The following is a 15,463-nucleotide window of genomic DNA, read 5'->3' on the forward strand; positions in this document are numbered from 1 at the left end:
CCTGGGATATGACCTCGGCGCACCGTTTATATCCGGTCTGCATAATCTATCCCGTAGGTGGTCATTGGCCGCCCACATAACGACATACCATCTCGTTCATTCTCAATTATTTAACCGCTAACCGCATAGGAAAAGGGCTGACCCGTCGGGTCAGCCCTTTTCTCTGTCTTGCTGTTTTGTCTGCCGTTACTTGATGATGTTTTCACACCAGCGCTGCATGATCGCTGCGATCTCGGCACGGGTGGCGGTGCCGGTCGGTGCCAGACGGCCGCCATTCTTGCCGTTCAGCACGCCTGCGCCGACTGCCCACTGCAGAGCCGGAATCGCGTACTCACTGGCCTGCTGAACATCCACATAGCTGAGAATATTGGTATTCTCACCCACGCTTACGTCGATACCCTTGCTCTGGGCGTAGCGATACAGGATCGCTGCCGCCTGCTCGCGGGTGACGGCGGCATTCGGTCGGAAGGTACCGTCTGCATAGCCGGTTACGACCTTATTGGACGCTGCCCAGCCGACTGCTTCGGCATACCATGCATCAGCCTGCACATCCGAGAAGTTCGCCGCTGTGCCCTTCGGCTTGCCTTCCAGGTTATACAGGATCTGCACGAGCATACCGCGCGTCAGGTTGGCGTTCGGTGCAAATGCACGGCTCGATACACCGTTCATCATTTTGTGCGTGAGCACATAATCAACGGACAGATGATACCACTTTGCAGTATCTACATCCGTAAACGGTGCGGACGGACAATCCTTGCCGCCGTCGCACGGCTGATCTGCGGTGGTCTTGAAGCCCACGCTGACCTTAGCCGACGGCATCTTAAAGGTGTATTTGCCGCTGCCGAGGTCGGTCAGGGCAACCGTCTTGCCGTTTGCGTCCGTGACAGTCAGCGTACCTTCTCCGGCAGCAGTCAGCGTTACGGTGTCGCCTGCGGCCGCCTTGGTCTTATCCGCCTTGACGACATTCGCCAGTGCGGACGGGATCACAACATCGTAGGTGGTCGGGGCAACGGCTCCGCCGCCGCCACCGCCGCCGCCGGACGGTGCGGTGCTCTTGTACCAGCCGATGGCAAACGGAGACAGGCTGGAAACATGGAACGTAATTCCATCGTCGAGCTTGGTCGGCGTGAGCGTTTCCGTATCGCCGACCGTCTTGCCGCTCATATCAGTCGTAAACATATGAACGACCGAGAAGTTATAGCTGCTGTTCGGCGCATTGGTTGCCGCCAGCGTGCTGTACGGAACCTGAACGTCCATGCCGCCCTCCGGGAAGTCGGCAGGATTCGTAACCGTTACCCAATCCGTACCGCTCTTGTACTGCAGAACGATATCCAGATAAGCAGTGTTCGCTTCGGTGACTGCGCTGTTCACCTTGGAACGGAGCGCGGATTTCAGCTTGTCGAGCGAGTCGAACGTACCCTTCAGTGCAGTCGGAACGGTCGCAAGCGTGCTGCTTGCTACCTGATACTCAACCGCTTCCGCGTCAACCGTGATATCACTCGTCACATCCTTGACCGTGATCGTGTACGCCGCGCCGTTCTTCACGGCGGTGACATTGCCAGTAGTCGGCAGTGCCATGCAGTCCATGCCGCCGATTATCAGCTTACGGAACAGGCGCTTGTCAACCGGCGTCATCGTAAAGGTGACCGTGCCGTTTTTGCGGATTTCGGTTGCCGGCTTAGTGTCCTCCGGTGTGCGCTTTACGTCGGAGACCTTCCAGCCGGTGCCGCCGGTCGGAATAGCGAAGCCTTCGTAGGGAACGAACTTGACAGCCACATCGGTCTTGCCGGTCAGGCTCGGGATAACCAGCTCGTTAGAGATGTTATTCTGATCTACACCGTTTACCGTCCACTGTGCGACCATCTGCTTGTTTTGTCCGTTTTCTACGGCAGGCGTTGCCGTAAATACAACCTTGCTGCCGCGGGTAACACTTGCCGGACTGTTCTTCTGCGGCGTAATGGCCTTGCCGTTTGCCGCTGCAGCAACCGTTGTGCCAGTATCTGCACCCTGAACATCCAGGGTTACATCGTAGTTGATCGCGCCGTCAAATACGGCCTTGACTGTGGTATTTCTGCGAATTTCCGTCAGTGCCAGCGTATTGCCGGAGGCAGCCTGTGCAGCACCGCCGTTAACCGACCATTCCTTGAGATAGTAGCTATTGCTGCTCGGCACTGCCGTAATAGTCGTGCTGCCGCCGCGCTTGACGCTTGCCGGTTCTGCCGACGCCGTACCGCTGCCCTCGCTCGTTACCGTAATGGTGTATGTCGGGCGCTCAATCAGCGTTGCGGAAACCTCAGTCTTTGCGGTTACATTCTTGACCGTATAAGTGAGCGGTGCATCTGCCGTATCGGTCATCTCAGCGACTGTCGAGCCGTTTACCGTCCACTGCTGCACCATATCGTCCTTGTTCTCGGGCGTTACGGTGAAGGTCACGTCCGCGCCGGAGGATACCCAGCCGTCCGAAACCGTCTTGCCGTTTGCGGTGATGGCGATATTGCCGTTTCTGCCGTTCCGCACGGCGCTGACCGGAACCATTGCCTTGAAGGTGACTGCAACCGTGCTGTTTTCGGTTACGTTCAGCGTGTAGCTGCTGCCGCTGTTGGCAACCGAATGACCGTTTACCGTCCACTCGTCAATCTCGTAACCCTCATCGGGTTCTGCAGTGAAGGCAACCTTAGTGCCGCCGTTGACCTGTGTGCCGCTCTCAACGGAAGCCGTTAGTTTGCCGTTTGCCGGCTGGCTGTACGTTACTTCGTACTCGCCTGCGCTGAACTGTGCTTCAACATGATATGCCGTTACGTTCGGCTTCGTGAGACAGCCGTTCTCGACCGTCCAAGTCAGCGTATTGCCGCTGCCCTGTACAGCCTCGCCGTTTACCGCCCAGCCGGTCACATTCTGACCTGCCGGCGGTACTGCCGTAAAGGTGAGCGACTCGCCGCCGCGTGCGGTTGTGCGGTTCTGTCCGTTTACGGTGACGTTATCGCCTGTGGTGATGTCATACTCAACCTGCCGGAACTTCGGTGCAATGTAAATCGAGCTTGCACTGGTCGTATTCGGATAGCTATAGGTTTCCGAATTGCCTGCTTCCTCGTCACGCACATTGTTAACGTACCAGCCTTCGATTTCGTAACCCGGCTTTACTTCTGCCGTAAACTGGATCGGCAGATTCAGTGCAATATTTGCGCCTGTCTCTGCACTGTCAAGGATCGACTCATTATTGTTTACCAGATTTGCCTCGCTGATGTATCCGCCTTCGCTGTTCTTGTCCGTCGGACCGAAGGTGATGCCGGTCACCAGCTTGACAAAGCGAACCAAAACGGTGACATTGCCCTGCCGATTGGTCAGCGTCTGGCTCGTTGCGGTATCCGCCGTGGTCTGGCCGTTGATGGTCCAGTCCTGTACGCGGTAGCCTGCGTTCGGCACCGCCGTGATCGTGATATTCGAGTCGCGGTAGAAGCGGTGCTTGCCTGCTTCGAGGTTCTCCTGTTCGTATGCGCTCATGCCCTTGCGGGTGATTTTTGCGGAAACTGTACCGCCGTCACCCTCGTCACCGAGCGAATCAACGGACAGGGTGAAGTCGTACTGCGGGAGCGCCTTAGACGTTGCATGAACGTCTACATTGCTTTCGATAGAGCCACTCCGGGTATAAGTGGTGTTATCATTTTCTGCTCCGTTGACATTCGTCCAACCGGTAACATTCCAGTTGTCAGTCTCGTAGCCATCATCCGGTGTTGCCGTAAATACGATATCGCCGCTGTACTTCTCGACATGATCGCCGGTGCTCAGCGTCTTGTTACCCTGCTTTGCCGTTACGGTGATGTGAGTGTCACCGCCAAAGGTTACCGTCGGCTTCTCTGCAAAGATTACCTGAACCAAGGTATCCTTCGTAATCTGGATATCATCCTTCGTTACCTTACCCGGCTGATAGTCCTTCGCATTGTCGTAATCGAATGTCTGCGCTGCACCGTCAGTTGTAACGATAATGCTCTTGACGAAGTAGCCATCACTCGGTGTTGCTGTAATTGCTGCCGTGCTGTTCATATTCACATGGCCGTTTTCACCTGCCGCACCAATCAATGTTACATTCTGGATGCCGCGTGTGCCAGCAACTTCGACTGTGCCGTTGACCGGCGCAGCCACCGTCACCTTCGGCTTCTCCGCGATATGCGCGATAACCTCAGTGGTCTTTTCCAGACTTGCGATGGAGGCCTTTGCCGAATCATTTTTATCCGCTTCCGCACCAGTCCATTGAGAAACGTAGTAATTCTCGTTTACCGCAGCAGCAAACTCAATCGTCGAATAATTGCCGACCGTACTGCCGCTGGTAATCGCATTGCCGTTTTTAATCTTTGCGGTAACGGAAGCAATGTCTGCGGTTATCGGGGCACCATTTGCATCCACTGCCTTGAAGGTCAGCGTTACCTCCTGCGCCGCATTGATTACAGCCGTAACCGTATGCGCTGCAGTGATATTGCGCAGTGTAAACTGCTTCTGCGTACCCGAATTTGCGGCTTCCTTACCATCCACCTTCCACGTCTTGACCGTGTAGTTGCTGCCCAGATTTTCCAGCGCAAAGGTCACTGCCGCACCGTCCGGAACCGCATTCAGATCTGCCGCTGTGCCGTCTGCCAGCTTCGCCGAGGTCTGCACGGACGGCAAGGTGCTGCCGGTTTCCGACTCGATGTTGAAGGTGAGCTTATGCTTGCCTGCGCTGCTGAATTCTACCTTTACATTGCGGTCCTTCTGCACATTTTCCAGTATCAGTGTGGACTCGCGGTACAAATCGGTCGTACCCCGCCAGTAATACGGCTTGCCGTCCACCACCCAGCTTGCTACCGACATACCGGGGTTCGGCGCAGCCGTGAACGTCACATTTGCGCCTTCCGCAATCTTCTGTCCGGTCGTGACTGCACCGCCGTCCTTCAGTGCTGCGGTCAGCTTACCGCCTTCGCCGCTGCTGAAGGTAATCGTGTGCGAATCACTGCTGAAGGCTACTTCTACGTCCAGCTTTTCCGTCAGCGCCGCTACCGTCAGTCGTTCGCCGACCTTTTTGCCGTTCGACAGAATATCCGTCACCTTGTAATTGGTATTACCGGTAATGGACTGACTGTTGACCTTCCATTCCTTTACAATGAAACCGTCGTTGCTCTTGGCATCAAACATCAGCCTGGTGTTCTTAGCGATGTTCTTACCGCTTTCAAACTTCTGGTCGAGGTTGCCGCTGTTGTAGCTTGCACTAAGCGAGCCGCCTTCCCCGGCGCGATAGGTTACGCTCAAGGTGTCCTGCTTGACAACCAGCATGCGCTTGGTCAGATTCAGCTCGTACTTCTCGAGCAGCGACTTCACAGCCGCGTCCTCACCGTTGACCGCAATCGTTACCTCAAAGCGGCCGCTGACGTTCTTTCGATTGCCATTGTCAGCATACAGCGCACATGCGGCTGTAATTGCCGACGGCAGGGAATCACCTGTCTCCAGCGCATCCGCCTTGACCACCAATGCGCCCTTGCTGTCCGGCGCTTCGGTCGAAGTGTGCGTGGCGTTATCCTTATCCCAGGTAACATACAGCTCCAGCGGCTTGCGCTTTACTGTAATGGTCGTGGATGCCAGCTTGGTGCGCTTGGAAGTATCGCTATCATCCTGATATGCCGTAATGATATAGGTTCCCGCCTTCTCCGGTCGGAAAATGCTGTCAGTGATAGCCGTTTCCTTACTCTCGCTCTGACCGGACTGACGCCAGGTGTAGGCGATATCTCCCGTAACCTCTGTTTTGTTGCCTGCGGTAACAGCGTTTCCGTTTTTCGTTACAGTCTGCTGCTGCACGGTCAGAGCAATCGGCGTGCCGTATACGCTCGTAATCTTGTTTTCTTTGCCAACAGTGCTTTTAAGCGTGTAAACGGTCTCCGTTGTGCTGGTATCGCCGTCCTTTACGCTCTGCACGCCTGCCAGATAATATACCGTATCACTTGTCAAGCCGCCGGTTGCGGTGGTTGTGATGGCATACAGACCGGCTGTCGGTGCAGTCCACGTTTTGCTGTCCGTGCCGCTGCTGTTCGTTCTGCCGACAATCGTGCTGACCGTGCCGTCCGACGTGTTCGTAATCGTCAGCGTGTACTCCACATTGCCGAGTGCAGCGCCGTTCTTTTCCGCCTTTTCCGCCGTTTTCGTCGTCAGGGTCAGCGCCGTACCGGGACCCGGCGTAGAGGTCGTAACCTTATTTTCAACCGTAGTTTTCTTTGTTACCAGTGTGAAGGAAGGCTCCGTATAACTGCCCAAGGTCGTCTGCTGTGTGCAGGTCAGCTTGGTCAGTTCATAGCTGTTCTCTGCCTTCTTCAGCAGTTGATAATACTTGACGGTATAGGTGTCCTCTGCGGCACTGTCTGCACCACTGGTCGACTTATCCATCTTGCTGAGGATATAGCGCGGAACTTCAACTCCGTTCTCCGTCACGGTATCCATACCGTGAATCAGGTACTGCTCGCCGTTCCGGTACTTGCTTTCGTCGTATTCCGCGGCTGTCGGTACATACGTTGTACTGTCCAGCGTAAACGCTTTTGCTTTTGCGTTTTCGTTTTCGTTTTTGTCTATCACCACGGTTTCCGGCGTAATTGTGCTCGGCACCGCTGCGTCTGCATCACCGTTCTTCCACTGATAGGTGGTATTCATGGTGAGTTCCGCACCTGCGGTATACGTCTCGCCATTCTTTGTTACGGCGTAGTATACGGTCGATATCGAACCGTCTTCCTTCTTTTCACCGATGCCGACATATCCCTGCACCGTACCCGCTTGATCTTTTACCTCGTAAACATTCAGCGTCATGTCATCGGCTTCTACGGTGCACGGAACGGTTGTCTTTACGGATCTGTCGTGGTTTTAACCGTGTTGAAATTACTCTGACCGATATACGGGGTATCCTGAGTGCCGCTGCCCTCCGAAGTACCGGATACCGTCAAACCGGCGGTTGCCTGCGGTGTACCAACCGTCAGCGTTGCCGCATCACTGTAGAACGAAATCGGCGTTCTTGCACCGTCATAACATGTTACCACGCAACGGTACATCGCACCGTTCAGGTCACTCGATACCGACTTTACAGTATAGCTGTCCCTAGTTGCCCCTGCAATATTGCCCCACTTTTTGCCCGGCAGACGCTGCTGCCACTGGTATCTCGTGCTGCTGTACTCATCGGGTACAGAAGCCAGTACCTCGAGGTTGCCGAGCCGTTCATCTGAACGATTGCGTTATCCGGTCCGTTGATGTCCGGACGGCTCTTATCATTTGCCAGAGTTGTACCGGCAATAATCTCGCTTTCAACCGATTCTTCCTGACTGGTGTAATATCCCGAGGTAATCGCATACTGATACTTCGCATTAGGTGCAAGATCCTTCAGCGTGTACTCATACTGACCACTCGAAGATTCAGCCGCATCCACAGTATCAATCAATACGAACGGTTCTTCCTTATTATCTTTAAGATAGCGGTAAATCTTGTAATACTCTGCTGGACGGTCGCCGGATTCCCACGACAGCACCATGCTGTTGGTGGTCTGCTCGCTCAGCGACAGATCCTGCGCCGGAGACGGCGGTGCCGTCACATTGCTGACAACATAGCCCAATACCGGTACTTCATCGCCGTTGAACGGTACCGTCCATGTGCCGAAGCTCCAGTCAAAGTTATAGCGCGAATCGCCGCCGCCGGTAACAGCGCCCAGCTTGGTAATCGTATTGGTGTTTACCCTTTCGGTTCCGGCGCTTGCTCCCCAGTGATAGCCGCCGCCAGCCTTGAAGCCGCCAACTACACCATACATCTGCACCGAACCCTCATAGGAGTACTCAAAGTTTACGCCGCTGCTGGTTGCAGCCGTAAAACTCTGCAGCTGTGTACCCGAATCTTTGTAATGACCAACTCTACCGGATTGCTCCGAATGTTTACCGCTCGGCAGACTGGAACGATACGTATTCGGCTGACCGGACGTGCCCAGATGCAGGTTGCTGCCAATCTGCTGCATACCCTCGTACGCCGAAGCAGCCTTATTATAAGTATCTACCGAAACCATGTTCATCGAAGGATTACCCGGAACCGCCAGCGTCATAGAACTGGTCAGCTTCGGCGAATTGCCCTTCTTTGTGTCATCCGGATACTTCACCTGATACTCGTAATAGGTCATCGGTGTTGCATACATGAGCACCATATTGTCGTTCGTATCATTATTCCACTCGACCGTTATTCCCTTGCTTGTAGATTTTGTTGCACCAACAGTAAAGGTATGACTGGTATTAAATTCAACACCGCCGCCGGTCTCAATCAGCGGTGCAACATATTCAAAGCCCGCCATGATATCAAAACCAAACGAACCGGATGCCGTTACTGTTACAGTATTATCCTTACTGTATCCGATTCCGGTCTGCGAGTTTCCGATATCGCCGTCATTCACCTCCGCAAAATGCGGCGACGCCTCCAGAATCGCCATTACCTTCGGGTCGGTATAGCCGGTGCTGACGCTTTGGATCTTCGCGAGCATGGCATCGTTGTTTACATCTGCCGTTGTAAGCGCCAGATTGCAGTTGCTCTTGTCATAGTATGTCCAATCATCCTCCCAGCGGTTGAACGTGCTGCCAGTCGAGCCTTTGTAAAGCTGACCAATCTTCAAAAACTGCTTGTCGAAGGTCTCCTGCTTGCGGTACTCAACGTAGTATACCTGTTCCATGCCCTGCTTGTTGCCGTCAAAATTGCCGACGGCATAGTCCAGAATACCGCTGTTGTTGATGAGACGGCCGCCCAGCCAGCGGTCATGGCCCTTATCCGAGCCGTTCAGGATAGACAGCCGCTGATTGCCGTCCACCGTGCCAATCTGATACATACTGCCGGAAATGAACAGATATTCCTTGGTGTTCACGCCGTCCGCTGCAACAGCCGCTACCGCGATCGGATTCTGCACATCGTCACCCTTGGTGCCGGTATTGGTAAAGCCGTTGGTGACAACTTCGGTTGCCTTGCATTTCTCTGTCCACGAATTATCCTTCGTGCTGTACTGATAGCTGTATGCCAGCAGCTTGCTCTTGTTAAAGTCGCAGTCCTGATAATCACCATTCTGATCGTAGTAGCCTACCGCAACAACTTCCGGCGGCATACTGCCGCTCGGCGCATTGCTGACATAACCGATGGTTACGCCTGCAAAACGGGCACGGCCGCTTGGACCGTCATTGCTGTTCAGCAGTTTCTTGTTCATCAGCTGCTTCCAGCTTTTATTGTTGTTGTAATCGTAAACCGTCAGATAGGATTTCTCGTAGTCGGTATGACCGTCATACGATTTCTCCTTCAGGTCGTTGACATTGACTGTCATTGCCAGCTCGTCGATACCGTCCATATCCACGTCGCCGACTTCCATATCAACGCTCAGATGCGCACGCAGCTCGTTATCGCCGTTGCCGTCGTGGTACAGCATTGCTTTCAGCGCGTTTCGGCCGCCGTCAATGACGTCGCCGAGGTTGATAACGCGCTTACCCTCATCCAGTTTGCCGCCGCTGAACGTATACTCTTTAATGCTGTCTACCGTATCCGTGCTGTTGTTGTTGCCCGGCGTGTAGACCATCAGGGTGTCCTTGCCGTCACCGTCAAAGTCGCCTGCGACCAGACTCAGCATAGCGCGGGTCTGGTAGAATTTCAGTTTCTTGATGTATTCACTGTCGTTTCCATCACCAATCTGGACAACCTTCGATACTCTGCGATCCTTGTTCGTCACATACAGGTGAAGCCGTGCCGAACTTTTATCAAATACCAGATTCGCAATGTATTCATCCTTGCCGGTGCCGTTCGGATCAAACGCCACAGTCGCAATACGCTCGGCATTGCCGACATCGGTCGAGTTGCTCCACCGAAACGTAGACATCTGCTTACCCTTTCCTTTGACTGCGCCCTCGTATGTCGTCTGGAACTCATCCGAGTCCACACCGGCTACGACCAGCTCGTGGTTCTGGAACAGCGGAACCCATCCCAGCGTGCCGTACGGGTTATTACGAAGTGTGGCTGTGTCTTTTATGCCCGTTTTTTCTTCCGTGGGCAGACCAAAGCCGTCTTTTGCTACTGCAGTATCCGCTGCTGCAGTATCCGCTGCCGCCGCCTGCGGCAGCACGATCTGCGGCAGCAGACCCGCCAGCATACTGCATATCAGCAGCAAACTGCAAATTCGTTTTTTCATCTTTCTTCCTCCTTGCCTTATGAAATAAACGGTTTCCACGGCTTTCCCCTTGCTTTACCGCGGAGCACCGTCCGAGGATACAGGTATTTCACCGTACTTTCAGTATAAGGGCAAAAAGGCGGCGGACGCGAAGGTACCAAATTTGTTACCTTCGCCGTCCGCTGTAAATATTCAATTATTGCTCCTCGAGCCGATATCCGCTGCTGCGGTACGAATTGACCGTGACCCTCGCATCCTCGCCGCCGAGCTTCTGCTTAAGCCGTGAGATCGTCATGCGCACGGCATGCGGGTCGGCTCCCATCGGCTGCTGCCAGACCGCCTCGTACAGTTCCTGCGCGCTGACGCTGCGGTTCGGGTGCCGCGCCAGATACAGCAGCGCCGCAAACTCCTTCTGCGTCAGGTTCAGGTCGGTCTCTCCGATGTACGCGCGTCCGCTCAGCAGATTCATCCGCAGCGGGCCAAGCCGTACTGCGCGTTCCTTCGGGTGCGCCGCCCGCAGACGCGCTTCCACGCGGGCCATGAACACCTCCAGATCATACGGCTTTGTCAGATAATCGTCTCCGCCTGCGGTCAGGCCCTTGACGATATCCTCATTTTCGCCCATAGCGGTCAGGAACAGGATCGGCACATCGTATTCCTGCTTGATCTCGCGGCACAGCGCCACGCCGTCGCCGTCCGGCAGAAGAATATCCAGCACGATCAAGTCCACCGCGTGAAAGCACAGCAGCTCCCGGCACTTGTGTGCAGTTTCCGCCTGCAGGGTGCGGTAACCGCGCATGTGCAGTGCCGCGTCGTTGATCGCCATGATGTGCGGATTGTCCTCGACCAGCAAAATCAGTTTATCTTCCACAATCGTTCTCTCCTTGTGTTTTGAGCGGCTTTTTCGGCAGTTCGAGCCGGAACACCGTGCCGTCTGCATCAGTATGCTCCACCTCGAGCGAGCCGTGGTGAATCTTCATCGCGTCCGCGCAGATCGTCAGACCGATACCGCTGCCGCCGTCGCCGCTGCAGCCCTTCTCAAAGATATGCGGCAGCAGGTCGGGCGCAATGCCGCTGCCGGTATCGCTCACGCGCAGGCACACCCGCTCGCCCTCGTCCGTAATGCGGTAGGCAATCACGCCGTTCTCCGTGTGGCGATTGGCATTGACCGTCAGGTTGATGAGCACCTGCAGCAGCATTTCCGGATTGCCCCAGAGCGCAATACCGTCTCCGCTGTCGCTTTCCAGCCGGTTGTGCTTTTTTTCCAGCATGGGACGGCATACATCCGCCGCACCGGACAGCAGCTGCACCGCGTCAATGACGCCCATCTCAATATCGGGTGAACCTCCGTTGGCGAGATCAATCAGCCGCGATACGAGCGCAGAAAGCCGCTGCGCTTCGGACGAAATGGTCTGCATGTGTTCATGCGCGTCCGCGCTGACCTCTCCGGTGCCAAGCTGCCAGTCGGTCAGCTGCGCGTAGCCGCTCATGACCGTGAGCGGTGTTTTCAGTTCATGCGCCATCTGGTGCAGAAATTCGCTTTTCAGCCGGTTGAGCTGGGTCAGCACCTCGCGCTGACGGCGGCTCTCGGACAGCTCCTGTTCCCGGCGGTTGATCTTCAGGCTGATGGCTCCCGCAATCAGGAACACGAACACCAGCAGATACGGCGGCGCTGCTCCGTGGCGCGTGATGGTCGTCACGATGCGGCCAAATACCGCCTCGTACACGTTCGAGCCGAACAGCAGCAGATAGCCGAGCAGAACAAGCACATCGTCCCGTTCAAACCGCCGGATGCGCCAGAACCGCCGAATCAGCTGTACGACCAGATACAGGAAAAACGGCATCGAGAGATAGTACCCGATTTTACTCAGCGGTGCGATATCCTGCGTCGGCAGGATAAAATGCGCCGCCGCCAGCACGGCATACAGCGCCGCATAGCACCGCACAACGATTGGCTTCGCCAGTTTTTCGTACAGGCTTTGCAGCAAAAGCAGCAGAAAACACGGCTGCAGCGTAATCATCAGCACCAGAAACCGATATGCGACTGCCCAGTTGTAGTTTGCAGGCAGCAGATGCAGCACATAGAAATTCTGGTCGCGCAGACCGAGCAGCACACAGATGACCGCGAGGAAAACATACTTGCTCTCGCCCTGAAATACCGCAAACAGCAGAAAATACATGCCGAACAGGCACAGCGAACCGCCAAGCACCAGTGAATACAGATTCCGGCTTCGGCGCATGCGGTCGATGTTCTCCGCGGTGGACAGGTGCATCTGCGTCAGACCGCCGCCTTCGCGGTGCACGAAATTCGCGTACTGACAGACCACCTCGACCTCGCCATCCTCGCCGGTGTAAATCGGTATGAGCATGTAGTCGATGCGCGGCTCAGACTCCGCCGCAGACGCCCCCACCTTGCCGATTTCGAGCACTTTACTGCCGTTTACCAACACGCGCGTGCTGTAATCGAATGAGTAGCCGCCGAGTGTCAGGTATTGTTTCGGCTGCGCGTGTATTTTCAGCCGATATGAGCCGTATGGAATGGATTCATTGCGTTCTCCCGGTTGGGCAGCGTCCAGCTCTGCGCCGCTGCCGAGCACCTCAGGATAGAACGTCCATTCACCGTCTATTTCATATACCGCCGACGAAAAGTCCGCTGATGTTGCATCCAGTACGCCGTTCTGCGCTTCCATTGCGCTGAAATCGCCGGATCGGTTGGAAAACAGCAGCATCAGCAGCACAAAAACCAGCAGGATAGCCGCCGTTATCGATATATAGCGCATTCGTTTGTTCTTCATGGGCAGCTCCCCCTTCAAATCTCATTATAGGAGAAATCTTCAGTTTCTGCAAGATAGGAGTGAGAATGAAACCGCCTGTGTAGCAGCAAAGTATCTGGCACTGCGTAGAGGTAAAGAAATGGGAGCACACTGTGCTCCCCTACGGTAGAAAAAATTCTCTGCCGTTCCCCTTTTTCGCAGCCGCCGCTCTCCGATTTTCGCCATGCCCTCTAAGGGAAAGGGATGAAAATCAGAGGGTGGAAACCGCAGGTGTCTACCCTCTTGTGCCCCTGCCGGGTAGGCAAGTTTCGTTCGCTTCGCAAGCGTCAAACACCCATTCCTAACCGGTTAAGCAAAGAAAAACCGGCCGCTCACGCAGCCGGTTTCAATTTCACAAAATGCAGGGAATGTTATTCCTTGTTCAGCGCCTCCAGACGAGCCTTATTCGCTGCGATAACCTTTTCCTGTACCGGAACCGGTGCCTCATCGTAGCGCTCGAACTGGGAAACAAACGAGCCTCTGCCCTGCGTCATGGAGCGCAGCTTGATCGCGTAATCGCCAAGCTCTGCCATCGGGCACTCGGCCACGATCTCCTGCTTGCCGCCGTCGAGCGGATTCATGCCCATGATGCGGCCGCGGCGCTTGTTCAGATCGCCGATAACATCGCCCATGTAGGAATCCGGGATAACGACCTTGAGCGAGCATACCGGCTCGAGCAGTACTGGATTTGCCTCCGGGATACCGGCCTTGTATGCCAGACGTGCTGCCATCTTGAAGGACAGCTCGTTGGAGTCTACATCGTGGTAGGAGCCATCGAGCAGAGTTGCACGCAGGCCAACCATCGGGTAGCCAGCCAGAACGCCATGCTCCATCGCCTCGCGGATGCCCTTGTCAACTGCCGGATGGAAGTTCTTCGGCACGGAACCGCCGAAAATCTTCTCCTGGAACAGATAATCACCCTCGGCATACGGTGCAAATTCCATCTTAACGTGGCCGTACTGACCATGACCGCCGGACTGCTTCTTATGCTTGCCTTCTACCGTAACAGCCTTGCGGATCTTCTCGCGGTACGGAACGATCGGATCGGTCAGCGTAACCTCTACGCCAAACTTATCCTTCAGCTTGGAGCACAGAACGTCCAGATGAATATCGCCGGCACCGGAGATCAGATGCTGCTTGGTTTCCGGGTTGAACTCGGTATCGAAGGACGGATCCTCGTCACGCAGACGAGCAAGACCGGTGGAGATCTTCTCCTCAACGCCCTTTACCTTAGGCGCGATTGCCTGCGTGTAGCACGGCGGCGCAATCTCGATCGACTCAAGCTCAACCTTGCGAACGCTCATCGAAAGCGTATCGCCGGTCTTGGTGGTAACCAGCTTGGAAACGGCACCGATGTCGCCGCAGCCAATCACCGGAACCTCGGTCGTCTTTTTGCCGCATACGGTGAAGATGTGACCCATCTTCTCGTTTGCATCGGCACGCTTGTTGACCAGCGTCATATCCTGCTTAACCTCGCCGGACATAACCTTAAAATAGGAGAAGCGGCCGTACTGGTCAGCGACCGTCTTAAATACAAATGCACAGGCAGAGCCGTTCGGGGTGCAGTTGATCTCGATCAGCTCGCCCTTTTCGTCCTCGCAGATCTCAACCGGCTTTTCGTCGGGAGACGGCATGTAGTCCGCAATGCCCTTGAGCAGTGCGTAGGAACCGATACCGGTTGCAGCGGTGCCGCAGAATACCGGCGCGAGAACCAGATCCTTCACACCCTGACGGATACCGGCGATCAGTTCTTCATCCGAGAACTCCTCACCTGCGAAGTAACGCTCCATCAGGTCCTCAGACAGCTCGGCGATGTTCTCGCACAGTGCTGCACGGTGCTGGTCGACACGGTCCTTCATGTTGTCCGGGATCGGGATCTCGACACGCTTGTTGCCTTCCATGCGGTACGCCTTGCGGATAACGCAGTCCACAATACCAACGGTATCGCGGTTGCCTTCAAAAATCGGGACAACGATCGGCGCTACCGATACGCCGAACTGCTTCTGCAGCTTGTGCAGAGAGTTATAGTAATCCGAGTTTTCCTCGTCGATCTTGGAGATGTAGAACATACGCGGCATTGCGTGCTCCTCACAGTGAGCCCATGCCTTTTCGGTGCCGACGCCCGGACCGGACTTGCCGGTTGCGACGATCAGCGCGGACTCCGCAACGCGCAGTGCGCACTGCACTTCACTTTCAAAATCAAAGAAACCCGGGGTATCGAGCAGATTGATCTTGCAGCCGTTCCACTCTACCGGCGCTACAGCCGTGGAAATGGAAAACTTGCGCTTGATCTCTTCGGGATCAAAGTCACAAACCGTGTTGCCGTCCGCGATCTTGCCAACGCGGTCGGTTACACCGGCGATATTGAGCAGGCTCTCGACCAGCGAGGTCTTGCCGTCGCCACCGTGACCCATCAGACATACATTACGGATCTTGTTAACCGGATAATTCGCCATAGTTTATATTACACTCCCCTGCC

Annotated in this window: 6 protein-coding genes; all 6 read right to left on the reverse strand. The window is 55.2% G+C overall.

Annotated features, from left to right (window positions below):
• Positions 1 to 186: 186 nt before the first annotated feature.
• A complete protein-coding gene (locus tag DXB00_RS03005; protein WP_119214503.1) occupies positions 187 to 6,816 on the reverse strand; it encodes an InlB B-repeat-containing protein in 6,630 nt (2,209 codons plus the stop codon).
• A 35-nt stretch (positions 6,817 to 6,851) separates the two neighbouring features.
• Positions 6,852 to 7,043, reverse strand: a complete 192-nt coding sequence (locus tag DXB00_RS03010) for a hypothetical protein (protein ID WP_147359179.1) — start codon at positions 7,041 to 7,043, stop codon at positions 6,852 to 6,854.
• Between the two features lie 41 nt (positions 7,044 to 7,084).
• Positions 7,085 to 10,192, reverse strand: coding sequence for a fibronectin type III domain-containing protein (locus DXB00_RS03015; RefSeq protein WP_119214505.1), 3,108 nt, complete (start codon positions 10,190 to 10,192; stop codon positions 7,085 to 7,087).
• A 175-nt stretch (positions 10,193 to 10,367) separates the two neighbouring features.
• A complete protein-coding gene (locus tag DXB00_RS03020; protein ID WP_158574639.1) occupies positions 10,368 to 11,042 on the reverse strand; it encodes a response regulator transcription factor in 675 nt (224 codons plus the stop codon).
• On the reverse strand, positions 11,032 to 12,966 hold the full coding sequence (locus DXB00_RS03025) for a sensor histidine kinase (protein ID WP_118728999.1): 1,935 nt from the start codon (positions 12,964 to 12,966) through the stop codon (positions 11,032 to 11,034). The genes DXB00_RS03020 and DXB00_RS03025 overlap by 11 nt, the downstream gene beginning before the upstream one ends.
• A 389-nt stretch (positions 12,967 to 13,355) precedes the next feature.
• The gene (locus DXB00_RS03030; protein WP_118729000.1) at positions 13,356 to 15,440 is read right to left on the reverse strand and encodes an elongation factor G; all 2,085 of its coding nucleotides are present in this window, start codon (positions 15,438 to 15,440) and stop codon (positions 13,356 to 13,358) included.
• Positions 15,441 to 15,463 lie beyond the last annotated feature (23 nt).

It is taken from the genome of Butyricicoccus sp. OF10-2 (assembly GCF_003481925.1).
Lineage (GTDB): Bacteria > Bacillota > Clostridia > Oscillospirales > Butyricicoccaceae > Agathobaculum > Agathobaculum butyriciproducens.